20 protein-coding genes are annotated in these 24096 nt (G+C 62.9%); 19 read left to right on the plus strand and 1 reads right to left on the minus strand.

Annotated elements, in window-relative coordinates; all coding sequences use genetic code 11:
* Window positions 1–29 precede the first annotated feature (29 nt).
* The 9 genes from ABIA40_RS03415 to ABIA40_RS03455 all read left to right on the plus strand — a co-directional run bounded on the left by ABIA40_RS03415 (window position 30) and on the right by ABIA40_RS03455 (window position 10555).
* Window positions 30–1697, plus strand: coding sequence for a peptide ABC transporter substrate-binding protein (locus ABIA40_RS03415; protein ID WP_271543952.1), 1668 nt, complete (start codon window positions 30–32; stop codon window positions 1695–1697).
* Between the two features lie 74 nt (window positions 1698–1771).
* A complete protein-coding gene (locus ABIA40_RS03420) occupies window positions 1772–2722 on the plus strand; it encodes an ABC transporter permease (protein ID WP_128263188.1) in 951 nt (316 codons plus the stop codon).
* Window positions 2723–2753: 31 nt separating this feature from the next.
* The gene (locus ABIA40_RS03425) at window positions 2754–3632 is read left to right on the plus strand and encodes an ABC transporter permease (RefSeq protein WP_128263189.1); all 879 of its coding nucleotides are present in this window, start codon (window positions 2754–2756) and stop codon (window positions 3630–3632) included.
* A 521-nt stretch (window positions 3633–4153) separates the two neighbouring features.
* On the plus strand, window positions 4154–5026 hold the full coding sequence (locus tag ABIA40_RS03430) for a GNAT family N-acetyltransferase (RefSeq protein ID WP_404539092.1): 873 nt from the start codon (window positions 4154–4156) through the stop codon (window positions 5024–5026).
* Window positions 5027–5052: 26 nt separating this feature from the next.
* Window positions 5053–6222, plus strand: coding sequence for an alanine racemase (locus ABIA40_RS03435; protein ID WP_404546150.1), 1170 nt, complete (start codon window positions 5053–5055; stop codon window positions 6220–6222).
* 22 nt (window positions 6223–6244) lie between these two features.
* Window positions 6245–7708: an aldehyde dehydrogenase family protein gene (locus ABIA40_RS03440; RefSeq protein ID WP_404539095.1), complete on the plus strand. Its 1464-nt coding sequence runs from the start codon at window positions 6245–6247 to the stop codon at window positions 7706–7708.
* A complete protein-coding gene (locus ABIA40_RS03445) occupies window positions 7709–8077 on the plus strand; it encodes a hypothetical protein (RefSeq protein WP_404539098.1) in 369 nt (122 codons plus the stop codon).
* 62 nt (window positions 8078–8139) lie between these two features.
* Window positions 8140–8820 carry an aspartate/glutamate racemase family protein gene (locus ABIA40_RS03450; RefSeq protein ID WP_271543961.1) on the plus strand — a complete coding sequence of 227 codons (681 nt, stop codon included), beginning with the start codon at window positions 8140–8142 and terminating at the stop codon, window positions 8818–8820.
* Window positions 8821–9232: 412 nt separating this feature from the next.
* On the plus strand, window positions 9233–10555 hold the full coding sequence (locus ABIA40_RS03455; RefSeq protein WP_404539102.1) for an NAD(P)/FAD-dependent oxidoreductase: 1323 nt from the start codon (window positions 9233–9235) through the stop codon (window positions 10553–10555).
* 168 nt (window positions 10556–10723) lie between these two features.
* Here the strand turns inward: ABIA40_RS03455 and ABIA40_RS03460 are convergent, their stop codons facing one another.
* Entirely contained in the window at window positions 10724–11917 is a 1194-nt protein-coding gene (locus tag ABIA40_RS03460) for an FAD-binding oxidoreductase (RefSeq protein WP_404539105.1), read from the minus strand.
* Between the two features lie 488 nt (window positions 11918–12405).
* Here ABIA40_RS03460 and ABIA40_RS03465 point away from each other — a divergent pair, with 488 nt between their 5' ends.
* From ABIA40_RS03465 to ABIA40_RS03510, 10 genes are all read left to right on the plus strand, one after another.
* Window positions 12406–13245, plus strand: coding sequence for an AraC family transcriptional regulator (locus ABIA40_RS03465; RefSeq protein ID WP_271543967.1), 840 nt, complete (start codon window positions 12406–12408; stop codon window positions 13243–13245).
* Between the two features lie 132 nt (window positions 13246–13377).
* The gene (locus tag ABIA40_RS03470; protein WP_404539109.1) at window positions 13378–16389 is read left to right on the plus strand and encodes a molybdopterin cofactor-binding domain-containing protein; all 3012 of its coding nucleotides are present in this window, start codon (window positions 13378–13380) and stop codon (window positions 16387–16389) included.
* Window positions 16386–17201 (plus strand): xanthine dehydrogenase family protein subunit M, encoded by an 816-nt coding sequence (locus ABIA40_RS03475; protein ID WP_271543971.1) that lies wholly within the window; start codon window positions 16386–16388, stop codon window positions 17199–17201. Before ABIA40_RS03470 ends, ABIA40_RS03475 begins: the two co-directional genes overlap by 4 nt.
* Entirely contained in the window at window positions 17198–17716 is a 519-nt protein-coding gene (locus ABIA40_RS03480; RefSeq protein WP_404539112.1) for a (2Fe-2S)-binding protein, read from the plus strand. Before ABIA40_RS03475 ends, ABIA40_RS03480 begins: the two co-directional genes overlap by 4 nt.
* A complete protein-coding gene (locus ABIA40_RS03485; protein ID WP_404539115.1) occupies window positions 17709–19253 on the plus strand; it encodes an AMP-binding protein in 1545 nt (514 codons plus the stop codon). The genes ABIA40_RS03480 and ABIA40_RS03485 overlap by 8 nt, the downstream gene beginning before the upstream one ends.
* A 28-nt stretch (window positions 19254–19281) precedes the next feature.
* Window positions 19282–20088: an enoyl-CoA hydratase/isomerase family protein gene (locus ABIA40_RS03490; protein WP_271543978.1), complete on the plus strand. Its 807-nt coding sequence runs from the start codon at window positions 19282–19284 to the stop codon at window positions 20086–20088.
* On the plus strand, window positions 20042–21352 hold the full coding sequence (locus ABIA40_RS03495) for an ABC transporter substrate-binding protein (protein ID WP_404539118.1): 1311 nt from the start codon (window positions 20042–20044) through the stop codon (window positions 21350–21352). The genes ABIA40_RS03490 and ABIA40_RS03495 overlap by 47 nt, the downstream gene beginning before the upstream one ends.
* Before the next feature lie 77 nt (window positions 21353–21429).
* Window positions 21430–22320 (plus strand): branched-chain amino acid ABC transporter permease, encoded by an 891-nt coding sequence (locus ABIA40_RS03500; RefSeq protein WP_271543981.1) that lies wholly within the window; start codon window positions 21430–21432, stop codon window positions 22318–22320.
* On the plus strand, window positions 22313–23356 hold the full coding sequence (locus ABIA40_RS03505; protein WP_271543983.1) for a branched-chain amino acid ABC transporter permease: 1044 nt from the start codon (window positions 22313–22315) through the stop codon (window positions 23354–23356). Before ABIA40_RS03500 ends, ABIA40_RS03505 begins: the two co-directional genes overlap by 8 nt.
* Window positions 23353–24096 (plus strand): ABC transporter ATP-binding protein, encoded by a 744-nt coding sequence (locus tag ABIA40_RS03510; protein ID WP_275511549.1) that lies wholly within the window; start codon window positions 23353–23355, stop codon window positions 24094–24096. Before ABIA40_RS03505 ends, ABIA40_RS03510 begins: the two co-directional genes overlap by 4 nt.

Consider the following 24096-nt stretch of genomic DNA (forward strand, 5'->3'; position numbering starts at 1 on the left):
GCGGACAGCGCCATCTGGAGGGAGATACGATGACAAAACGCTCTGGAAATTCGAGCTACTCACGACGCGACGCGCTGCGCGTAATGGCCATGGGCGGGGCAGCCAGCCTGCTCGCGCCCAACCTGCTCGGCAAGACGGCTTACGGCCAGACTCGTCCGGAAAAGCCGACTGGCCGCATCATCGTCGGGCTTTCCCAGGAGCCCACGATCTTCAATCCCCTGATGGTGAAGATCGAGGTCGACGATGGCGTTCATTTCTCCGTCTTCGATGCCCTGTTCCGCGTCGATCCCAAGGGCGTCATCCAGCCGAATCTCGCCGCGGAGGTCCCGAGCCAGAAGAACGGCGGTATCTCGGAGGACGGCCTTAAATGGCGAGTCCGCCTGCGCGACAACGTTCGCTGGCACGACGGCGCTCCCTTCACGGCCGAGGATGTCAAATTCACCCTCGAGCTCATCACCAACCCAAAATTCCGCAGTTGGCGTACCGCGGGTCATTCCCTCGTCCGCGACATCACGGTGGTATCGCCACAGGAGATCACTTGGCGCATGGAAGAGGCCTTCGCGCCCTACCTGTCGTTCCTGACCGAAACCTTCATCGTCCCCAAGCATATCCTGGAGAAGGAGGCGGACCCGAACACAGCCGCCTTCAATCAAGCTCCGGTCGGCACCGGTGCTTTCAAATGGGGCAAACGCGTAGCAGGCGACCATCTGGAGCTTGTCGCCAATCCCGACTATTTCGGCGAAGGTCCCTACATCAATCAACTGGTCTTCAAGTACATCCCTGACCTCACGGTCCTCTACACTCAATTCAAGAGTGGCGACATCGACCTCGTCGGTCAGGCTTACATCACGCCTGACAATTACCAGGAGGCCCGCAAGCTGCCGGACCGTGTGGTGACGCTGGTGCCGAGGTCCTCGGTCGAGACGATCTATTTCAACCTCGAGCGGCCGCAGTTCAAAGAGCTTGCAGTCCGCCAGGCGATCTATGCCGCCATCGACAGGAAAGCGATCCTCGAAGGGCTCTATTATGGCGTGCCGAACGCCACGGAAACCTTCATGCCGCGGCAATCGTTCTATCATAATCCGAACCTGCCGGTTCAGGAGTTCAGCCCGAAGCAGGCGCGAGAGATCCTGGATAAGGCGGGCTGGCTGCCGGGGCGCGACGGTATCCGCGCCAAGGATGGGGTGCGTCTGTCCTTCGCGAATTCGGCGACATCAGGCGACCATCTGCGCGAGCAGGTTCAGCAATTCCTCAAGCAGTCACTGGCCGAGATCGGCATCGAGATGACGATATCGAACTTGCCCTCAGCGGTGATCTTCGGCGATTTCTGGGTCAAGTCGCAGTTCGATACGATGTTCGCGGGCATCACCTATCTGATCGGCGCCGATCCGGACGTGACGAATCGATTTCATTCGCGGGCAATTGCTGCGAAAGGCGGTCGTGGCTCGAACACCGCTCAGTATGCCAATCCGGAAGTCGATGCCCTTCTCGATAAGGGCGCCCGCTCCTTCGATCCCGATGAGCGGCGTGCGATCTACCACAAGGTCCAGGAACTGGTCCGTCGCGACCTGCCCTTCATGCCGCTGTACCAGAGCACGTCCGTCCATGGGTGCAAGAGCGCGATTCGAGGCGTGGTACCGAACCCCAACACCCGCACAGAATCGTGGAATGCCGCGAGCTGGTATCGGACGGCTTGAGCACGGCGGCCGCCGCTCAACTTTCGGGAAGGCCGGCGGCCATCCAATGGCACTATCACGTTACTGAGGGCCAAATGCGCGCATTCCTGCTCAGCCGTCTTTCGCAGAGCCTCGTGCTGCTGGTGATCGTTTCGATGATCGGCTTCGTCATCCTGAGCATCAGCCCGGGCGGCCCCCTGTCGCAACAGGGGCTCGATCCAGGGATGACACAGGCGGATATCGCCCGCATCAAGGAGCAACTCGGGCTCAACCGGCCGCTGTGGATCCAGTATCTCGATTGGGCGTGGCGCCTCGTTCAGGGTGATTGGGGCCATTCCTTCCGCGGCGGCACGCCGGTGCTGACGGTCATCGGCCGGCACGTCTTTGCCACGCTCCTTCTCATGGGCACATCGACGATGATCGCGATAGCGGTCGGCACCTGGATCGGCATTCGTGGCGCCACGCACCGTTATTCCCTGTTCGATTATCTGGCGACCGCCGGAGCCATGGTCGCACTGTCGATTCCTACCTTCTGGTTCGGGCTCGTCGGGATCTACATCTTCTCGCTGCGGCTGGGCTGGTTGCCTGCGGGCAACATGTACACGATCGGCGACGGCTCGGCGCTGAACTATCTGCATCACCTCATCCTGCCGAGCATCGTGCTGTCGCTGGTCCATGTGGCGGTCTGGAGCCGCTACATGCGGACGGCAACGCTCGACGCCATCAGCCAGGATTTCGTGAAGACGGCGCGCGCCAAAGGCGTGAGCGAGCGCCGGGTCTTGATGAAGCATGTCGTCGGTAACGCGCTCCTGCCGATGATCACGCTGGCTGGAGTGCAGTTGCCCAGCATTCTGACCGGCGCATTGGTGACCGAGACCGTCTTTACCTGGCCGGGAATGGGACGCCTGTTTCTGGACAGCCTCAACTACAGCGACTACCCGGTCGTGATGGGGCTGCTGATGTTCTCCGCCGTCCTGGTCATTCTCGGAAACCTGATTGCGGACATCGTCGTCGCTATTGTCGACCCGCGCATACGTCTGGCTTGAATCCGCAACGCCCTGCAAGGAGCCGACCGTTATGACCGCTCTCGCCGTAAGCACAGCGCCAAGCCGATGGTGGCACAGCCGCGCGGCATACCGCTTCATGAACCATCGCCTGGCGCTGCTGGGTCTGGCAATGATCACGCTGCTGACGCTGGCATGCGTCGTGGGCCCGTATCTGCTGCCATATGACTCTCTCAACATCGACTTGCGCGCACGCTTCGCTCCTCCGATGACCGGAAATCATTATCTTGGCACCGATCCGCTCGGACGTGACCTGGCGGCTCGACTGCTGATGGCAGGACGGATCTCGCTGCTGGTGGGATTTTCGGCGATGCTGATATCGATCGTGATCGGAGCACTGGTCGGCGTGGTCGCAGGATATCGCGGCGGCTGGATCAGCGCAGTCCTGATGCGGACGGTCGATGGGTTCCTGTCCTTTCCGTCGATCTTTCTCGTGCTGGCGCTGGCTGCAGCTTTGCGGCCGAGCCCCCTCATGATCACGGTTATCATTGCGCTCACGAAATGGATGGAAGTTGCCCGCATCGTCGAGACCGAGGTTCGCTCGCTACGCGAACGCGAGTTTGTCCAGGCCAGTCGAATGCTCGGCTTGAGTGGAACGCATATCATGTTCAGGGAGATCTTGCCCAACGCCATGGGCCCGATCATCGTCGCCGCCAGTTTGACGGTAGCCCGCGCGATCCTTCTCGAAGCCTATATCAGCTTTCTAGGTTATGGGATTCAGCCGCCGCTGCCGAGCTGGGGCAACATGCTCAACGGCGCCCAGCAATATCTGGCGAGCGCTCCATGGCTCGCCATCATTCCCGGCGCCGCGATTACGATCGCAGTGACGAGCTTTAACTTCATCGGCGATGGCTTGCGCGATGCCCTCGATGTTCGAAACGACCACATCTGATCAGCTCGCGCCAAGCCGCGGCTGAGCACGGCAGGATATGAGAGAAGCAAACTAACTCCCTCGGAACGCTTGCTACTTCCATGCAGCGCGCTGCGGCGTTTCGGTTTTTACTGTCGCGCCTTTGGGACTTATATCTGCCCCGCAAAGCTACGCTCTTAAAGCCACACGATCCGGGTCACTTCGAGCGCATGTTGCGTATGCTACGTGGAGAAATCCCCATGATGATCGCCGAAATGGCGCCCTAGCGACGATTGGGGGTAAGTATGACGCCGACTTTCGAACTCCGCGCCGCGGCAGCTCTGACGGCCCGTCTTCGAACGGCGTCTTGGCGCGCCCGCCGCCGACCGCAGATTGGCCGCCTCGAGCCACGAACAATGAAATTCTATGCCGAACTTTGCTCCAGTCCAATTGTGTAATGCTGTCTGGTGCAACGTACAGTGCGGACGATGCGAGGATCAGGTGGCCCTCACCGTCAATCAGGTCCTGGCGACAAGTACAGCGAGCAAGAGAAACGTCGACCAATGATGAAGCCCGCAGCCTACAAGGCCGGAGATCGCGACGATCGAGCCGCGGTGCTGGTTCCGTTCGCCAAGTTGCATCTGGAAGGCGCCCTGAAGCTCTCGCAGGAAATGTCCTGGCCCTATCGGCTCGAAGATTGGGATGTCGCGCTACAGCTGGGCCAAGGCTTTGTTCTGGAGCGGGCTGGGACGGTGATCGGGACCGCGGCATGGTGGCCGTATGGCGAGACCCATGCTTCCGCTGGTATGATCATCGTCGCGAAGACTGCTCAGGGCCGTGGCTATGGGGCCCGGCTCATGGATGCGTTGTTGACGTCCGCGCGTCCACGAAGCATTGCGCTGAATTCGACCGCCGAAGGCCAGGCGCTTTACCAGCGGCGCGGTTTCGTCCCCGTCGGGGTCATCCACCAGCATCAGGGACTTCCCAGAGGACGCCATGAGCCGCCGCCGGGGCTCGTCAGGCCGATGGCTGCCTCGGATTTCGAGGCGATCATGCGACTCGATCGCGACGCTACGGGCTTGGAGAGACGACACATGCTCGAAAAGCTGCTCAAAAGCGGTGATGGCTATGTCCTGCATCGCGACGGCACGGCCCGCGGCTACGCCATTTCCCGGCTGTTCGGCCGCGGGCATGTCATCGGTCCTGTCGTCGCCGAAACCGCGACCGATGCGCAGGCGCTGATCGAGGCTGCGCTCGCGCGGCTCGGCAGTGTTTTTGTCCGCATCGACACCTCTGCCACATCGCAACTCGGGGATTGGCTTGAAGGCATCGGCCTGGAGCAGGTCGGCGATGCCACCACCATGATCCTGGGCACGCCGGCGCTTTCGCGCGGGCCGGCGGGCGTGTTTGCGATTCCCAATCAGTCGTTCGGCTAGGAGACATCGACGTGCGACGCGAGGAGATGAGCGGAACGGATCACCAGAACTCCGAGACGGCCGCAACGCTCGGCACGCTGGCAACGCCGGCTCTCCTGCTCGACGAGCATCGGCTCGATCGGAATCTCGCCCGCCTGTCCTCGCGCATGGCGGAGCGGGGCGTCGTGCTGCGTCCCCACATGAAAACCGCGAAATCCATCGACGTGGCGCGACGGGCCTATCCGTCTGGATCGGGGCCGATTACTGTCTCTACCCTGGCGGAAGCCGATTACTTCGCGCGGCACGGTTTTCGCGACATGACTTATGCGGTGGGTCTGGCGCCCCACACAGCTGAAAGAGCGATGCGTCTGCGCAAAGCAGGCGTTGACCTTAAGGTACTGCTCGATTCGCCGGAGCAGGCAAGAATGCTCGGCGCCGTCGGTCGTGCCGCTGGTGTGACACCGACCGCGTTCATCGAGATCGACTGCGATGGTCACCGCGGCGGGTTGACCGCGAACGATCCAAAGCTCATTGCTGTCGCGGTCGCGCTAGGCGAGGCCGGCGTCAAGCTTGCCGGCGTTCTTACCCATGCCGGCGAATCCTACAGCCTCTTCACGCCCGAGGCTCTCGTCACGGCCGCGGAGAATGAGAGAGCGGTGGCGGTTGCCGCCGCGGAGGCCTTGCGGGCAGCCGGGCACCAATGCCCAATTGTGAGCGTCGGCTCGACGCCGACAGCGCATTTCGCCGAAGACCTGACCGGCGTCACGGAAATGCGGGCGGGCGTCTACATGTTCTTCGACTTGGTCATGCACGGTGTTGGTGTCTGTACGACGGAGGACATCGCCATCTCGGTGCTCGCTACCGTGATCGGCACCAAGTCTGAGAAGGGTTGGATTTTGGTCGATGCGGGCTGGATGGCGCTCTCGCGCGACCGCGGCACCGCGGCGCAGCGGGTCGACCAGGGATATGGTCTGGTCTGCGACGTGGCCGGCAAGGTCTATCCGGACCTGATCGTTTCGCAAGCGAGCCAGGAGCACGGCATCCTCGCCATCAGGCCCGGGTCGTCGGGCGCTTTGCCCGACCTTCCGATCGGCGCGAAGGTCAGGATTCTCCCCAATCACGCCTGTGCGACGGCCTCGCAACACGAGTTGTACAACGTCGTCTCCGCCGGCAGCGACGCGATCGAAGCGCGATGGCCCCGGATGCGCGGCTGGTAGGCCGCCGAAAGGATCGCTTCCAATGACCTCGCCCCTTCGACACCTGACGGAAGCTGGCCTCCTCGGAAAATTTTACATCGACGGAGAATGGCGGAAGCCGATCGGATCAGTCGCGGCAACAGCAACCGTGGTCAATCCGGCGACGGAGCAGCCGATTGCTGACGTCGCGCTCGGCGATGACGATGACGTGGACTGCGCCGTCGCAGCCGCCAGACGAGCCTTCGCCGGCTGGTCCGCGACACGGCCCGCTGAGAGAGCGGCGCTGCTCGACCGGATTCACGCTTTGCTTCTTGAGCGCCTGGAGCTGTTCGCGCAGGCGCTTACCTGCGAGATGGGAGCTGCGATTAGCTACGCGCGTCGCGCTCAGGTGCCGTTGGCCGCCGAACATATCCGCGTCGCCCGCGAAAATCTCGCGAATTATCCTTTCCTCGCCGCGCGCGGCAGCACCGCGATTATGCGCGAGCCAATCGGCGTCTGCGGCCTTATAACGCCATGGAATTGGCCTCTCTATCAAATCACAGCCAAGGTCGGTCCGGCGCTCGCAGCAGGCTGTACGGTAGTGTTAAAGCCGAGTGAGCTGTCGCCGCTGAGCGCTTTGCTATTCGCGGAGTTGATGGACAATGCGGATTGTCCACCCGGCGTCTTTAACCTCGTCAATGGGACAGGTCCGATCGTTGGCGCCGCTCTGGCGTCGCATCCAGAGGTCGACATGATCTCGATCACCGGCTCGACGCGGGCCGGCGTTCTCGTTGCGCAAGCGGCGGCGCCCACCGTCAAGCGCGTTGCCCAGGAGCTCGGCGGCAAGTCGCCGAATATCATCTTGCCGGACGCCGATCTTAGCCGTGCTGTTCCGCTCGGCGTCGGCGCCGCCTTCCGCAATCTCGGCCAATCCTGCAGCGCACCGACGCGTATGCTCGTGTCTCGCTCGCACATGGAAGAAGTCGAGACTTTGGCGGCAGCGGCCGCTTCAGAACTGGTGGTCGGCGATCCCCTTGCGGAAAGAACGACTCATGGTCCGATTGCGAACCGTCCACAATTCGAGCGAGTCCAGGCCATGATCGGTGTCGGCCTGGAAGAAGGCGCCAAGCTCGTCATCGGCGGGCGAGGCCGGCCCGGCGATCTTCAGATTGGCTTCTATGCGCGGCCGACCATCTTCTCGAACGTCCATCCCGACATGAGGATCGCGCAGGAGGAGATATTCGGCCCGGTGCTGTCGATCATTCCCTACGACACCGTGGACGAGGCGATCGCGATCGCCAATGACACTGTCTACGGCCTCGGCGCGCACGTGCAGGGCACCGATATGGAGACGGTACGGGCGGTCGCCCATCAGATTCAGTCGGGCCAAGTGCATCTCAATTATCCCGACTGGGACCCCAACGCACCTTTTGGCGGCTACAAGCGCTCCGGGAACGGCCGCGAATACGGCATCGAGGGCATGGAGGAGTATCTCGAGACGAAGGCCGTCCTCGGATTTTACCGATGAATGCTGGCAACATCTGCTTGGCACCGCACAAAACTGGTCTGCGCTGCGATCGGCCGGTTATCTGATGATGCGCCTTCACCTCCGAAGAACGTTCCAGCCGTCGTTCACAACGCACTGGAGCGCGCCTGCCGCCGCAACAACATCCTGTCCCGCGCCGAAGGCGCCGACACGATCTATAACCGCATTCCGACCTGGGGACCGTATCCGGACGTCCCCCCAAAGCTATGCTGCAATCCTTCCGGCAAATCACGGCCAGGTATTGCAGTCCAAGACCTGGAGATCGCCGTTTGCGGAGGCGAGGAAGTGGAAGAAACTTCTAAGCATCTGCTGAACTCCGCCAGAAGAGGGTTCTCACGCTGCACAGGTTGAACAACTGGTCCAAACATCCATTTCCGCCAACTCAGCTCTCAGCGACTAGATGGAAATTATACATGTCAGTTCAAAGTACGAGAGGTTCCGCCAAAACGGTGGCGTTCATCCATACGGTTTCCGGCGTCGTTTCCGAGTTCGAGGGCCTCGCCAAAAAACATTTGCCCGATTGGAAGCCGTTCGCGATCCTCGACGAGAGCCTCTTGAGAAACACCATTGAGTGCGGGTCGCTCTCCGATCTGACGAAACGGAGGCTCGCGACCTACGTATGGTCGGCAGCCGACGCCGGGGCAGATGCGGTTGTCGTCACATGCTCGACTCTCGGACCGGCAGTCGATGCCATTGTGGCGCTCTGCCCTGTGCCGCTGTTCCGTATTGATGAAGGTATGGCCAAAGCCGCTGTAGAGCTTGGAAACCGCATAGGCGTCCTAGCGACCTTATCCACAACGCTGGTGCCGACAGTGGATTTGCTGAAGCGCCAGGCATGCGAGGCGGGCAAGGCGATAGCGATCGACCATGTGCTTGTTGAGGGAGCGTTTCAACTCCTCGCCGATGGGGACGTCGAAGCCCATGACGCGCAGATCCGTCAAGCTCTCGAAGGGCTGTCGCAGAAGGTTGATGTGGTCGTTTTTGCGCAGGCCTCGATGGCTCGTGCAGTGCGGGGCACGGCCCACAGTCTTCCAGTTCTGACAAGCCCCGTGCTTGGGGTTGAAAACGTGAAACGGCGTTTAGAGCAGCGATAGGGACCAGGTGGGAGAGGCTGCAAATGGTTCGCCATCCTCGAAAACCTTCGATTGCAGCACCTGTAACAAGACTGATTAGGACATGCCAAAGGCCCCTTCGTCGCGCTCATCAAAGGCGACGACATTGGCGTCGACGTTCCGATGCCGCTATTTCGCGTCGCCGACCATCGCGACGCAAACGGGAGTTTCTAAACGCCGTCGAGTGCGATCCAGCGGGCGAGCAGTCGCGCCGCCCCTGCGCCGAACTGGGAGTCGATAGCGCTTGAGCAGCTCGTATCAATCAAGCGCTCAAAAACCCGAGCATCTTGCGAAGTTCTAGATGATTTCAGCACATTCTGTTGCGCGCACGATGCGATGAAGGGTTGATCGGAACTTTGCTTCCGCATTCCTGGCAGCCGAGGTTCGGTGGAACATGTCACCCCACGTCGAGCGCATTCACAGCGATGAGCGTCTTCCCGCCGAGGCGGACGTCGTCATCGTCGGCGGCGGCATTCTCGGCTCTACGGCCGCCTATTACCTGGCAAAGCGCGGCCTCTCCGTGGCGCTGCTCGAGAAGGGCCACGTCGCCTGTGAACAATCGAGCCGTAACTGGGGTTGGTGCCGCCAGCAGAACCGCGACCGGCGCGAACTGCCGCTCTCCGTGCTGTCCATGCGGCTGTGGGACGAGCTCACGCGCGATATTAATCGGGACCTCGGATTTCGTCGCTGCGGTCTCGTCTATGCGACCCACGACGAGGCTGTGCTCGCCGGCTGGGAAAAGTGGCGCGAGATCGCCAGGGAGTACGACGTCGACACGCGCGTGCTGAGCCGGGCGGAGGTGGCCGAACGCGTCCCGGAAGCGCGCGACAAATGGGTGGGCGGGACCTATTCGGAGCGGGACGGCAAGGCCGAACCTGCGCTCGCTGCGCCGGCTATCGCCGAAGCGGCCAGAACTCTGGGCGCCACAATCCACCAAGGATGCGCCGCGCGGGCGCTCGACTTGGCCAACGGCAAGATTGCTGGCGTGCACACGGAGAAGGGCTACATCAGAACCAGCGCGGTGCTGTGCGCCGCCGGCGCCTGGTCCTCGCGCTTCCTTCGGCCGCTCGGCATCAGTTTCCCCCAAGCGAGCATCCGGCAGACCGCGCTGCGTTCTACCCCGACAATCAACATAGGCGAGGCGGTCTCCACACCCTACTGCACCATCACGCGTCGACTGGACGGCAGCTATACGCTTGCGATCAGCGGCAAGGCGAACCTCGAGATTACGCCTCAGGCCATCAGGTATAGCCGGGAATTCATGCCGCAATTCTTGCGTCGCCTGAAGAACGTCAGGCTCGGCGTCGGCCACTCGTTCGTGTCGGGGCCGGATTCAATGTCGGCCCTGCTGACCAACGATGATCGGATCTTCGAACGGAATCGCGTGCTGGATCCTCCGCCCTTGAAATGGCTGGTGAGCCAAGTGGTGGAGAGTGTCCGGAAAACCTTCCCTCAACTCGGCGAAATCAAGATCGATAGCGCCTGGGGCGGCTTCGTCGATTGCACGCCGGACGCGGTGCCTGTGGTGTCGCAGGTGGATGGGGTGAAAGGCCTCGTCCTCGCGGCGGGCTGCTCGGGTCATGGTTTCGGTCTGGGCCCGGGGCTCGGCTATCTGGCCGCAGACCTTGTCGTCAACGACACGCCTTGCGTCGATCCTACACCGTTCCGGCTGTCGCGTCTGGTCGACGGCTCGAAGCTGGACATCTCCGCCATCTGAAGATCGAGCCGGAAGTCGGCAGTTCCGAAGGAACGTTTCCTCCCCAACTTGAGCCACTCCTTGGGGGTGGCTTTTTCTTTAGAAAGCGATTTGGATGATCCAGGGGCTTAGCCGAGGGCGCAGCGTTTGGGCCTGGACGAAAGTATCGCCAGCTCGCCGGACGGTGGTTCAAGAGCCGGGCGTCTCGTCCAGCGGACGAACGACCGCGTCGGAGTTCATGATATCAGCCGGATCAAAGGCGGTCTTGATCCGGCGCATTGCCGCGATGCGCCCAGGATCGCCGTACCGCTCCAGAAGGTGCTTCTTGAACCGCCCGACGCCGTGCTCCGCGCTGAACGTGCCGCCGAGCGCCGCGGCCGTGTCGTAGAGTTGCAGCGACAGGCTGCCTTCGATCCGCTTGGTGAACTCCAGCCGGTCGACATTGGGAGGAACGAGCACGTTGTAGTGCAGATTGCCGTCGCTGACATGGTCGTAGACGGACAGCTCAAGGTCGGCGTCATACGATCGCACCTGCGCGCCGGCCAGATCCAGGAAGCGCCGAATGGAGGAAAGCGGTACCGAGGTGTCGTGTTTTACTGATCCGCTCCGGCGCTTCTCCCCCTCGGGGATGGTCTCGCGGAGCCGCCACATCGCGGTCCGCTGCGATCCGCTCTGCGCCAGCAATGCGTCGTCGAGCCATCCGGCCTCGATCGCCTCGGCCAGCACGGCTTCCATCAATTCGTCGAGATCGAGATGGCGTGAGGAAGAGGCGAACTCGACGAGGACAGCGCCTGCTGGGCCGGCTCCAAGGCTGGGCGGATCGGTCATTGTATCGGTCGCAAGTGCGATCGATCGGGCCGCCATGAATTCGAATGCGGTCAGCAGATCCGCGGATTCGCGGCGGACCAGAGCGAGAAGCTCGGCAAGCGGCGCGCCGCTCGCGAGCTTCAGCCAGGCGGTCGCGCGGCGGGTCGGCAAGGGCGCGAGACGCAACACTGCGCCGGTGACGATGCCGAGCGTCCCCTCGCTTCCGACGAAACGCTGTTTGACGTCGTAGCCGGTGTTGTTCTTCCGCAGCTTGCGCATGTCGGAGACCACCGTGCCGTCCGCCAGCACCGCCTCGATTCCGAGCAGCAGATCGCGCGTCATCCCGTACCTGACCACCGACAGCCCGCCGGCATTGGTGCCGATGTTGCCGCCTATCCGGCAACTCCCTTCCGCGCCGAGACTGAGCGGCAGCAGAAGTCCGGCGGCCGCCGCGGCGTCCTGTATGAATGGAACGCGATCTTCCACCGAACCTAGCAATGTCAGCTGCGATGCGGAAGATTCCCCCGAAAGCGCTGGCGCATCTCGTCTATAGCTTGAACGAGATTGACGCTCCAACCGCATTGTCCTGGGGGCTCGTTGGAGTCGTCTTTCCCGATGCGTCGTTGGGGAGTGAGAGCGATCGGCTGCTTGCCACCATGCGGGCTCGTTCTCGAAGTGCGCTCGTCGCAGTTAAAGAATATCAACGCGCGGCTCCGGAACTTGGGCCACGCGCTGCGCGCGATTCCGCCGCAAACTTGCTCGCGACGGTGCTGTCCTCGGCGATCGCTAGAAGTTTGCGAGGATCCTGACATTTCACCGCCGATTAGCCCGCTCCTCCCATCACCTACTCGCTCGATACGGGCGGCGTGCTTATCATGTTTGCAAGCATTACTACGGTGCCCAGTACGGGGACAGTGTCAGCGCCATCACTGCGAGACTGTTGCGGAAGCCAGTCGTGCTGCAAGGCAGCAATTGAGATGGATGACATTGCCGGTCGGTCGCGTGTATGTTAACGCCCCACAGACCAATCAATTCGTATCGAAAAGCCTGAAGGGAGGTACTTGATGTCGACGGCCCTGCGCATCGCTCATGGTGCATTCGGCAGGGTCGCTCTGCTCGACATGGACCGGTCCCTGGTCCGTCACGCCCATCATCACTGCCATGTCCTGCTCAAGGTCGAGGGCGCCGACACGCATTTCCTGGTGGGCGAGCGGGTCTATCCGCTCATGGACTCGACGGCCGTGCTCGTCGACGGCTGGAAGCCGCACGCTTATGTGCATGACGTCAACCGGCCGCGAACCCTGATCTTAGCGCTCTACATCGAGCCCGAATGGCTAAAGGAGTTCCGGCCGGGTTGGGCCGCCAGCGGTGCGCCCGGTTTCTTCGAGCAACCGTCGGGCGAGGTTTCTCCGCGCATCCGCCAGCTCGCGTTGCACCTTGCTGCCGATATGATGGCGCATCCGGACGCGCTGCATGCCCATGAGCAGATGCTGTCGAATCTCATGATCGCGGTGATCGAGCGCTTCACGCCTTGGCGCAGCTTTCCAAACTCGATCCGCGGCATGAGCGCCGTGAGTTGCGACTGGCGGATCCGGCGCGCGATGGATGCCATGCGGAGCAGGGATTCTTACGCCAACGTTGATCAGTTCGTGAGGGGCGCAGGCCTCTCGCGCGCGCAGTTCTTCCGCCTGTTCGAGACCTCGCTCGGAGTCTCGCCAAAAATCTATCTCAATGTAGTGCGCATGGAACGGGCGCTGGATGCGGTGATGCGCGAGGACACCCCGCTCGGGGAACTCAGCGAGCGCTTCGGTTTTCCGGAGCCGGCGCACTTCACGCGCTTCTTCCGCGATCATTCCGGCGTCAGCCCGCGCGAATTCCGCAACGTCTCGCGTCTTGCGGGCTGATATTGCGGCGCACCTGCCTTTCAAATGAGACGATTTGGTAAGTCGTGAGAGCGGGCGGTATGGCGCCCGCACCCCTCCTCCTGACAACTGTCGGCGTCGCGTCGAAGAACGCGTCGGGAGGTATGCCGGGACATGGCGCAGGCCGCGGTCCGAACCGCAACATCGATCGATCAGGGCAAGGGTGACGAGCGGCCGTGGGTCGGGCGTTCGATCGAACGCGTCGAGGATGCCGCGCTGCTGAGCGGTCGCGGCCGCTTCATCGACGATCTCGGCGTTCAACCGGGCACGCTGCACGCCGCGATCCTGCGTTCGCCACATGCGCATGCCGATATCCTCGCAATCGATACCGAAGCAGCAATGCGATTGCCTGGCGTTGCGGTCGTTCTGACCGGCAGGCAGGTCAAGGCCGTGACGTCGAGCCTCGTCGTGGGCGTGAAAGCGCCCGTCGAGTGCTGGCCGATCGCGATCGACCGCGTACGCTATGTCGGCGAGCCGGTGGCGGTTGTGGTGGCGACCGACCGCGCCCGCGCCGAGGACGCCCTCGAGCTGATCTCCGTGGAGTACCGCCCGCGGGCCGTCATCGTCGATCCGCTCGGCGCACTTGCGCCGGAGGCTCCCCTCCTGCACGACGGCTTTCCGAGAAATCTCGCAAGCGATCGCACGTTCCGCTACGGAAATCCCGAGCAAGCTTTCGCGGACGTTCCTCACCGTTTCTCGATCGACGTCAAATATCCGCGCAACTCCTGCACGCCGCTCGAGACTTACGGCGTCATCGCCTCGCACGATGCCGCCGAAGATGCCTTCGATATCCTGGCCAATTTCCAGGGGCCGTTCAGCATCCACACCGTGATCGCGCGCGCCTTGAAAGTTCCGGGCAACCGGCTCCGACTTCGCACGCCGCCGGATTCCGGCGGCAGTTTCGGCGTCAAGCAGGGCGTTTTTTCGTACATCGTGCTGATCGCAGCAGCGGCTCGCGTCGCGGGCCGACCGGTCAAGTGGATCGAGGATCGGCTCGAGCACCTCACCGCATCGGTATCCGCGACCAACCGGGCCGTGACCCTGTCGGCGGCCGTTGCCGTCGATGGCAGAATTCTCGCGCTCGATTGGGATCAGGTCGAGGATTGCGGCGCGCATCTGCGCGCGCCCGAGCCGGCGACCCTCTATCGCATGCACGGCAATATGACGGGGGCTTACGACATCCGCCACGTCAGGATCCACAACCGCGTGGTCGTCACCAACAAGACGCCAACCGGGCTCAACCGCGGGTTTGGTGGGCCGCAGGTCTACTTTGCGCTGGAGCGCTTGGTGCAGCGAATCGCGATCGGCCTCGATCTTGATCCGCTCGAGGTCATCAGGCGCAATCTGGTTCCGGCCAACGCCTTCCCTTATCGCACGGCAACCGGTGCGCTGCTGGATTCCGGCAACTATCAGGAGGCGATTGCGAGCGCTGTCGAGCAGGGACAACTCGCGGAGCTCAGGGCGCGGCGCGATGAAGCGCGCGCGCACGGGCGTCTCTATGGGATCGGATTCACTGCGGTTGTCGAGCCCAGCGTGTCCAACATGGGCTATATCACGACCGTGCTGACGGCGGCCGAGCGCCGCAAGGCGGGGCCGAAGAACGGCGCGCAGGCCACCGCGACCGTCGGCCTCGATCCCGTCGGCAGCGTCACCGTTCACGTCGCCTCCGTGCCGCAGGGGCAGGGCCATCGCACCGTGCTGTCGCAAGTCGTCGCCGACGTCTTCGGCCTCGAGCCAAAGGACGTCCGGGTCAACGCCGAGATCGACACCACCAAGGACGCTTGGTCGATCGCGTCCGGCAACTATGCCAGCCGTTTCGCCGCGGCGGTGGCCGGCACCGCCAAACTGGCGGCCGAGCGCGTGGCGGGCCGTCTCGCCCGCATCGCCGCCAGTCAGCTCAATGTCGAACCGGCGGACATCGTGTTCGCCAAAGGCTTCATCGCGTCCCGGCATAATCCGGAAAACCGGATCGCATTTTCACGAGTCGCTGCACTCGGCCATTGGTCGCCGGGCTCGCTTCCGGACGACGTCGGTCAAACCATTCGCGAGACCATGTTCTGGACGCCGCCGGAACTGACGTCGCCCGACGACGAGGATCGCATCAACTCGTCGCTGTGCCACGGCTTCATCTTCGATTTCTGCGGCGTCGAGATCGATCGCACCACTCTTGAAACCCGCATCGACCGCTACGTCACCATGCATGATTGCGGCACGATCTTGCATCCCGGCATGGTGGACGGGCAGATCCGCGGCGGCTTCGCGCAGGCCCTGGGCGCGGCGCTCTATGAGGAATATGCCTACGCCGATGATGGCAGCTTCCTGATGGGAACGCTGGCCGACTATCTGCTGCCGACCACCACCGAGGTGCCGGAGCCGCAGATCATCCACATGGAGACGCCGTCGCCCTTTACTCCGCTCGGTGCAAAGGGCGTCGGCGAAGGCAATTGCATGTCGACGCCGGTCTGCGTCGCCAACGCGGTCGCAGACGCGCTTGGGCTCGCCGATGTCACGCTGCCGCTGGTGCCGGCAAGGCTTGCCGAGCTGGTGCGCGGCGCCGAGCCGCCGCCGCCGTCGGGGCGGTCGACGGCGAGGCCTGCGCGGCAGGGAGACCGGCGGCTTCGCGGAGAGGGCCTGGCCTTCGTGAAGGGCGCGCCGGAGCAGGTCTGGGCCATGCTGCTCGATCCGGCGACTCTGCAATCGGTCATTCCAGGCTGTCAGCGCGTCGACAAGATTTCCGAGACGCATTTCCGCGCCGACGTGACGCTTGGCATCGGACCTGTCACCGGGCGCTATCGCGCCGACGTCGAGCTGTTCGATCCCGACCCACCGCACGCGGTGACATTGCGCGGAGCGGCCCACGGTGCGCTCGGCTTCGGCAGCGCGCAAGGACGCATTACGCTCGCGCCCGACGGCAAGGGCGGCACGCACCTGACCTACAGCTATGACGCCGCCATCGGCGGCAAGGTGGCGAGCATCGGCGGCCGCCTGCTGGATGGTGCTACGCGGGCAATTATCGGGCAGTTCTTCGCGGCATTGGCCCGCAAGGCCGGCGGCGGGGCGGCCGGCCGCTTCTCCCGGTTCTCATGGCTGACGAAACTCGCAGGCCTGTTCGGAGGGCGCCGATGAAGCCCGCCGCGTTCGACTATGTCCGCGCCGAAACCGCTGACGAAGTCCTTTCCGGACTAGCGCAGGAAGGCGGCAATGCGCGTGTTCTGGCCGGCGGCCAGTCGCTGATGGCGATGCTCAATATGCGTCTCGCCAAGCCAAAGCGGGTGATCGATATCATGCGCCTCAACGAACTCCGTCATATCGAGCGGAAGGCGGGCGCCGTCGTCGTCGGCGCCGGCGTGCGCCAGGCCGAACTGTTGGCCTGGCCCGATCTCGCCGAGGTCCTGCCACTCGTGGCACTCGCGCTGCCATGGGTCGGGCACGAGCAGACCCGCAGTCGCGGCACGATCTGCGGTTCGCTCGCCCACGCCGATCCCAGCGCCGAGATGCCGCTCGCGTTGATCGCGCTCGGCGGCGAGGTGCATCTGCGCAGCGCCAAGCGGCGGCGGCATGTGGCGGCAAAGGACTTTTTCGCCGGCATGATGCTGACCGCGCGCGCGGATGACGAACTGATCGAAGGTATATCTCTGCCGATTATCCGCCAAGCGCGCTTTGCGTTTCGAGAGGTCGCGCGGCGGCACGGCGATTTCGCCATCGTTGCCTGCGCGGCGATGACGACGCCTGCAGGCATCCGCTTCGCCGTGGGGGGCGTTGCGGACGTCCCGACCGCGCGTGACTGGCCGCGACTCGAGGGCAGCGCGCTCGACGACGCCCTCAACGGATTTGCCTACGAACTCGATGCCCGCGACGACATCCACGCAACCGCGCGCTATCGCCGTGACCTGGTGCGGATGATCGGCCGCGAGCTGATCGGCGAGGTGCTGCAATGACCCGGCTAGTCGCTAATGCCCGCCATCCCGTCTCCATCACGCTAAACGGCAAGCCCGTCGAAGGGGAAGCCGAGCCGCGCATGCTGCTCTCCGACTTCCTGCGCCATGAGCTCGGTGCGACAGGCACTCATGTCGGCTGCGAGCACGGTGTCTGCGGCGCCTGCACCATCGTCGTCGACGAAATGCTCACGCGTGCCTGCCTCGCCCTCGCGGTGCAGGTCGATGGCTGCGATATCGGGACGGTCGAAGGGCTCGCGCCCTCGCCTGACCGGCTCGGCGTGCTGCAAAGCGCCTTCCGGCGCAACCATGCGCTCCAGTGCGGCTTCTGCACTGCCGGAATCCTGATGTCGCTGGACCACTATCTGAGTCGGCACAAGGCGCCGACCGAGGACGGTATTCGCGATCTCCTGAGCGGCCATCTGTGCCGTTGCACCGGCTACACCCCGATCATTCAGGCGGCCTTGGAAGCGGCCGCGGAGCTTGCCACCGTCACGGAAGAGACCCCAGATGCTTGATCTCGGCAGCAGCTTCGTTGCCAGCGCGTCGCGCGATCCCAACGCCATTGCGCTCGTGGATGGCGATCTCCGTCTCACTTATCGGCAATGGTACGAGAAGATCTCGGTGCTGGTGGCATCGTTCGACCAAGTCGGGCTGAAGCCGGGAGATCACGTCATCACCCTGCTGCAGAACCGCTGGGAGGCGGCCACGCTGCATTGGGCCTGCCAGTTCGCGGGAATCGTCATCACGCCGATCAACTGGCGGGCCAAAGCCGACGAGCTGGATTTTTGCATCGAGAACTCGGAGGCGTCCGCCCTTTTCTACCAGGACGTCTCCGCGGAGGCCGTCAGGCAATCGTCGCGCGCCGGCCAATTGCGGCGTTTCCCGGTCGATCCTGGGACAGGCGAGGCGTTCAGCTTTGCCGAGATGATCGAGGGCAGCGCGCCCGACGCCGAGCCGCGCGTGGGCGCCGACGCCTGGTCGATCATGCTCTATACCTCGGGAACGACCTCGCGGCCGAAGGGCGTGCCGCGGCGGCATCGCGCGGAACGGGCCGCGGCGATCGCCCATGTCGCGCAAAACCTTTATGGCCGCGGCGAGCGCACCCTTGGCGTGATGCCGCTCTATCACACGATGGGGGTTCGCTCGCTGCTTGCGATGTCGCTGATCGGCGGTACCTTCATCTGCCTGCCGCGCTATGACAGCCGCCAGGCGTTGGCGTTGATCGAAAAGGAGATGGTCAGCAACCTCTATCTGGTGCCGACTCTTTATCACGAACTCGTCCACCACGAGGCGTTTGGCGCCACCGACGTGTCGAGCGTACGCAGGCTTGGCTTCGCCGGCGCCTCAATGACCGACGGATTGCTGAAAAAGCTAAACGAGACGTTCAGGCCGGAACTGTTCGTCAATCATTACGGCAGTTCGGAGATCTATACCTTTACGATCGACCAGAATGCGCCGGCAAAACCCGGCTCTGCCGGCAAGGCGGGCATCAATCAACATATCAAGGTGGTGCGGATCGACGCGCGCTCGGTCGCGGAGCTTGCCGCAGTCGGCGAGGAGGGCGAGATCATCGCATTGCTCGCTACCGATGAGGCGTTCGAAGGTTATTGGCGGCGATCCGAGGCCGACGCCAAGGCGCTCCGCGAGGGCTGGTACTTCACCGGCGACACCGGCTTCGTCGATCCGGACGGCGATCTCCACGTCACCGGCCGTGTCGACGACATGATCATCACCGGCGGCGAGAACGTCTCGCCGGTCGAGATCGAAAGCTGTCTGTCGCTACATCCCGCCGTGTCCGAGGTCGCAGTGGCCGGCATTGCCGACGAGAAATGGGGCAAGATCGTCGCCGCCTTCGTCAAGCGTAACAAGCCCGTATCCGAGGCCGAGCTGGAGCAGTTCTGCCGCACCTCCGGGCTCGCCAATTTCAAGCGGCCGCGCCGCTATGTCTTCGTCGACGGCATTCCGAAATCGCCGGTCGGCAAACTGCTGCGGCGGCTGCTCGTCGCCGGGGAATACGAGACCGAGCGCCTGCCGCCGCCAGGCACCGCCTGACCTCAATCACCAACAGAAGGAACCACAAATGTCGTCACCCTACACATTTTCCGATTCCCGCCTTGCCAAGCTGAACGGCTTCAAGGTCGAAATCGATGAGGCACATGAGCGCGCCGACATCATCCTTGTCCGCCCGCCGTATAACATCGTGGCGATGCCGCAGCGCGATCAGCTCCGGCTGAGCTTCGAGACGCTCGATGAGGATACGCGCGTGCGCATCATCGTGCTGCGGTCGGAGGGAGAGCATTTCTCCAGCGGCGGCAATATCGGTGGTTTCATGGAGGCAAGTCCCGAACATGTCTCCAAACTCGCCTGGAATATCGCTGCACCGGCGCGTTGCGCCAAGCCAGTGATCGTCGCCAACCGCGGTTACTGCTTCGGTGTCGGCTTCGAACTCTCGCTCGCCTGCGATTTCCGGATTGCGTCGGAGACCACGCAGTATGCGCTACCGGAGCAGAAGCTCGGGCAAATTCCGGGATCGGGCGGTTCGGCGCGGCTGCAGAAGATGGTCGGCATCACCCGCACCAAGGACATCGTGATGCGATCCAAGCGCATCTCGGCGAAGCAGGCGCTGGAGTGGGGCATCGCAACTGAATGCGTGCCGGATGCGGAACTGGAGAAGGCTACCGACAGTTTGGTGGACGAGCTTCGCACGTTCTCGCCACTGGCGCAGCGGACTGCGAAGAAGCTCCTGAACGACACCGAGGATTCGACGCTGGCCATTGCGATCGAGCTCGAGGGGCACTGCTACAGCCGCCTACGCCAGTCGGACGACTTCAAGGAAGGCGTTGAAGCCTTCAACGCGAAACGTCCCCCGAAATTCATCGGCAGTTGAACCGTTCCGGCGCGTGGTGGCTAGCCACCGCGCGTCGTTTCCGGCGGAAATTTTCATAAACAAGACCATAGAGGGAGCGAATATGAATCCGTTTAGCATTTTAGCCGCTGCGAGCGCGCTGCTCGCCGCCACCGCGCTTTCGAATGCCGCACTGGCGCAGGCTGGACCGCTCAAGATCGGCGTGGTCACCCCTTTGTCCGGCACGTATACGCCTATTGGGCAGCAGGTCCGCTGGGGACTGGAGCTGGCTGCCAAGGATATCAACGCGGCAGGCGGAATTGCAGGACGGCAGATCACCCTGATCTTCGAGGACGAGGAAGCCAATCCGGCCGTTGCCGTTCAGAAGGCCGAGAAGCTGTTCCAGGTCGAGAAGGTGGACTTTCTCACCGGCACGGTGAATTCGGGGTCGACGCTCGCCGTCGCGCAGCTCGCAGAGCGTAACAACAGGCTTGCCGCTACGACTGTCTCCTTCGCCGACTCGATTACCGGCGACAAATGTTCGCCGAACATGTTTCGCGTGAACGCCCGCGCCGAGCAGCAGTCGGTCGCGCTCGCCGCCTGGCTTGAGAAGGAGAAGCCGAAGTCGAAGGTATTCTATCTCGGGCCCGATTATGAAATGGGTCGCTCCACCGTCGCCGCCTTCAAGGTCAACGCCGAAAAGAGCGGCGCCCAGTCGATGGGCGAGGTGTTCGCGCCACTCGATTCCAAGGATTACACGCAGTATTTCGGCCAGATCCGGGCTGCCCGCCCGCAGGTCGTCTATACCTCGGTTGCGGGGAACGACACGGTGCGACTGCTGACCCAGTTGCAGGATTTCGGCATGCTGTCGAACCTGACAGTCGTTGGCGCCTCAGGCACCGTGACCTCTCAGAACATCGGCGCGATCGGGGCCGCGGCGGAGGGCTTCGCCACCGGTGTGGGTTATTCAACTCAGATTGATACGCCCGAGAACAAGAAATTCGTCGAGGCGTTCCGCGCCGCCAACAAGGCCGACCCTGACCTCTACGGCGCCGACAGTTACGGCGTCCTCTTTGCCTACAAAGCGTCGGTCGAGAAGGCGGGCTCAACCGAAACCGACAAGGTACGCGATGCGTTGAGGGGACTGACCTGGAAGACGCCGCAGGGCGACAAGACGATCAGGGCCGGCGACCATCAGGCAATGCAGCCGATGTATGTGGTGCGCGTAAGCAAGGGCAAATTCGACATCGTCACGAGTGTGGCTGCGGATAAGGCGATCGGACCCGACGCCTGCACACGATTCTGAACCAAGGGAAACGTCCGCGTTCTCTCCCGTGAGTCCGGGCGAGCGCGGGCGGAGCATGATCTCTGGAGACGACGTCCATGTCACCGATAGACTATCTGCAATTTGTGTTGGCACCGCAGATCCTGAACGGGCTGACGCTCGGCGTTGCTGTTGTTCTTGTTGCGCTGGGGCTCACCATCATTTTCGGTATGCTGGACGTCATCAACATGAGCCACGGCGAATTCTATGCAGTGGGAGCCTATGCAGCGGTGGCGCTTGGAGCCGCGGGCGTCGGTTTCTGGTTTCTGCTGGTCTTGGTGCCGATCTTGATGATTCCCCTCGGTATGGTGGCAGAGCGGCTGTTGATCCGTCCGGTCTTCGACTCGAAGGACCGCCACGTCACCACGCTGCTCGTTACCTTTGGCCTGGGCCTCGTTGTCGAGGATGGGCTGAAAGTGATCTTTGGTGCGAACACGCAGCGCCCGCCGACACCCATTCCGGGCGCAACGGAATGGTTCGGAATTCTCGTGCCAAGCTACCGTCTCTTCCTTCTCGCGGTGGGAGCAGCGATCATCGGCGGCGTCGCCTATGTTGTGTACCGCACGCGCCTCGGCGCCATGGTCCGTGCAGCTGCCTTCGATCGCCATATGGCGGCCTCGCTGGGGGTGCCGGTCTCGGTCGTGTATGCGGGAACCTTCGCGTTCGGCGTAGCGCTCGCGGGGCTCGCCGGCGTGCTGCTCGCGCCAATCTATTCGGTCTTTCCCACCATGGGGCGGGACTTCATCCTGCTTGCCTTCAGCGTCGTCATCGTCGGCGGCATGGGCTCGATCTGGGGGTGTGTGTTTGCCGGGTTGCTGCTGACGCAGGTGCAGGCGCTCGCGAGCCTCGTTATTTCGCCGATATGGACGGATCCCATCGTGTTCGGGACGATGGTCGCCTTCCTCATGGTCCGCCCTCAAGGCCTGTTCGGGAGGCTCGGACATGCTTGATCGGCTCGCTGTCTCCATGCGTGCGAGCCATGTACTCGCGTTTCTGCTTCTCGCGGCGGCGTTGGGCCTCGCGGGCATTGGCGCTGCATTGGACGACAGTTTTTACCTCCGCCTCGGTACCGAAGCGCTGATCTTCGCTGGACTCGCTCTGTCAGTCGACCTTCTTCTCGGCTATTCGGGCGCGCTGTCGCTGGGGCAGGCGCTTTATTTTGGCATCGGCGCCTATGTTTCGGCCCTGACATTGATGACTGTTCCCTCGTTCTGGCTGGCCATGGCTGCCGCAGGTCTTGCGACGCTCGTTACCGCCACGATCGGCGGCCTGATCGCGAACCGGGTTCGCGGTGTCTATTTCGCCCTCATCACCTTTGGCATGGCGCAAGTCGTGGCCAAGATCGTCTACAACACGCGCGAACTGGGCGCTTCTGACGGCATGATCGGCATTCCCGTTGTCCAGATCCAATTCGGCCCTGTCGCGATCTCGGCTGGCAATCCAGTCGGGTTCTTTCTGATCGTGCTGGCCATCATCATGGGACTGTATGGACTGAGTGCCTATTTGCTGGAAACGCCCTTCGGCCGGGTGCTGATGGCCCTGAAAGCCAACGAGAGGCGAGTGCCCTTCCTTGGTTATTCGGTGTGGCGGGCGCGTATGGCGGTCTATATCTTCGCAGGACTCGTGGCCGGGCTGTCTGGCGCGCTCTATCCGGTGCTGCGGGGTTTTGTCTCGCCCGAGCTGATGTTCTTCGCCACTTCCGGGAACGCGGTGATCTCGGTGATCCTCGGGGGTGTCGGTACGCTCATCGGCGCGATCTACGGTGCGGTGCTGCTCGTCATCCTGAAATCGATCATCGGCAGCTGGACGGAGCATCATCTCATCGTCATCGGCCTGCTGTTCATGCTCTGCGTGATGTTCCTGCCGAAGGGGCTCGTCGGCTTCACAAGGCCCTGGATTGAACGCCGAATCGCCCGCGCGCCATCTCAGGAGGTCGCCGCGTCCGCGGTTTCCCCCGCGATCGTCAAATCCGGGAGCGTGTCATGATCCCGCATGTCCTCGACGTTCGTGGTCTCGGCATCTCATTCGGCGGCCTCAAGGCGGTCGACGATGTGAGCTTTTCCGTCGAGCGCCATCGCATTACCACGATCATCGGTCCCAACGGTGCCGGCAAATCCACCTTGTTCAACCTGATCAGTGGCGCCCTGAGGCCCAGAAGCGGAAAGGTCATGATCGACGGCGTCGAGATGACACGGGATTCTGCCGAGCAGAAGAAGGCCGCAGGTCTTTCCCGCTCGTTCCAGATCACCAACCTCTTCTTCGAGTTGACCGTTGCGGAAAACCTGCGGCTCGCGGCGCAGCTGCTCGAACCGCCATCGCGCGCCTTGTTGCCAATCCGCCGTTCGCGCCGCGCCATGGAGAAGACCGAGCAAATGCTCGAGCGCTTCGCGCTGGCGCATCGCCGCGACGAACTCGCCGGCAATCTCTCGCACGGGGATCAGCGCCGGCTGGAAATAGCAGTCTGTCTCGCATCCGAACCCAAGATCTTGCTGCTCGACGAGCCGACACAGGGCATGAGCCATGCCGATACGCGGGACACGGCGGTCCTTGTGCGCAGCCTGACCGAGGACGTGACCGTTCTGCTCATCGAGCACGATATCGGTCTTGTGATGAGCCTGTCGGACCATGTTGTCGTCATGCACCAGGGTCGCAAGCTGGCCGAAGGTCCTCCAAACGTAGTGCGATCTGATCCGGCCGTTCAGGCCGCCTATTTCGGGCATCGCTGA

The sequence above is a fragment of the Bradyrhizobium sp. USDA 223 genome (genome assembly GCF_044909005.1).
GTDB lineage: Bacteria > Pseudomonadota > Alphaproteobacteria > Rhizobiales > Xanthobacteraceae > Bradyrhizobium > Bradyrhizobium yuanmingense.

What these genes read in the sequence shown, in the direction of transcription:
- ABIA40_RS03415 (WP_271543952.1), top strand. Translation starts at nt 30, where the DNA reads ATGACAAAACGCTCTGGAAATTCGAGCTACTCACGACGCGACGCGCTG.
- ABIA40_RS03420 (WP_128263188.1), top strand. Translation starts at nt 1,772, where the DNA reads ATGCGCGCATTCCTGCTCAGCCGTCTTTCGCAGAGCCTCGTGCTGCTG.
- ABIA40_RS03425 (WP_128263189.1), top strand. Translation starts at nt 2,754, where the DNA reads ATGACCGCTCTCGCCGTAAGCACAGCGCCAAGCCGATGGTGGCACAGC.
- ABIA40_RS03430 (WP_404539092.1), top strand. Translation starts at nt 4,154, where the DNA reads ATGATGAAGCCCGCAGCCTACAAGGCCGGAGATCGCGACGATCGAGCC.
- ABIA40_RS03435 (WP_404546150.1), top strand. Translation starts at nt 5,053, where the DNA reads ATGAGCGGAACGGATCACCAGAACTCCGAGACGGCCGCAACGCTCGGC.
- ABIA40_RS03440 (WP_404539095.1), top strand. Translation starts at nt 6,245, where the DNA reads ATGACCTCGCCCCTTCGACACCTGACGGAAGCTGGCCTCCTCGGAAAA.
- ABIA40_RS03445 (WP_404539098.1), top strand. Translation starts at nt 7,709, where the DNA reads ATGCTGGCAACATCTGCTTGGCACCGCACAAAACTGGTCTGCGCTGCG.
- ABIA40_RS03450 (WP_271543961.1), top strand. Translation starts at nt 8,140, where the DNA reads ATGTCAGTTCAAAGTACGAGAGGTTCCGCCAAAACGGTGGCGTTCATC.
- ABIA40_RS03455 (WP_404539102.1), top strand. Translation starts at nt 9,233, where the DNA reads ATGTCACCCCACGTCGAGCGCATTCACAGCGATGAGCGTCTTCCCGCC.
- ABIA40_RS03465 (WP_271543967.1), top strand. Translation starts at nt 12,406, where the DNA reads ATGTCGACGGCCCTGCGCATCGCTCATGGTGCATTCGGCAGGGTCGCT.
- ABIA40_RS03470 (WP_404539109.1), top strand. Translation starts at nt 13,378, where the DNA reads ATGGCGCAGGCCGCGGTCCGAACCGCAACATCGATCGATCAGGGCAAG.
- ABIA40_RS03475 (WP_271543971.1), top strand. Translation starts at nt 16,386, where the DNA reads ATGAAGCCCGCCGCGTTCGACTATGTCCGCGCCGAAACCGCTGACGAA.
- ABIA40_RS03480 (WP_404539112.1), top strand. Translation starts at nt 17,198, where the DNA reads ATGACCCGGCTAGTCGCTAATGCCCGCCATCCCGTCTCCATCACGCTA.
- ABIA40_RS03485 (WP_404539115.1), top strand. Translation starts at nt 17,709, where the DNA reads ATGCTTGATCTCGGCAGCAGCTTCGTTGCCAGCGCGTCGCGCGATCCC.
- ABIA40_RS03490 (WP_271543978.1), top strand. Translation starts at nt 19,282, where the DNA reads ATGTCGTCACCCTACACATTTTCCGATTCCCGCCTTGCCAAGCTGAAC.
- ABIA40_RS03500 (WP_271543981.1), top strand. Translation starts at nt 21,430, where the DNA reads ATGTCACCGATAGACTATCTGCAATTTGTGTTGGCACCGCAGATCCTG.
- ABIA40_RS03505 (WP_271543983.1), top strand. Translation starts at nt 22,313, where the DNA reads ATGCTTGATCGGCTCGCTGTCTCCATGCGTGCGAGCCATGTACTCGCG.
- ABIA40_RS03510 (WP_275511549.1), top strand. Translation starts at nt 23,353, where the DNA reads ATGATCCCGCATGTCCTCGACGTTCGTGGTCTCGGCATCTCATTCGGC.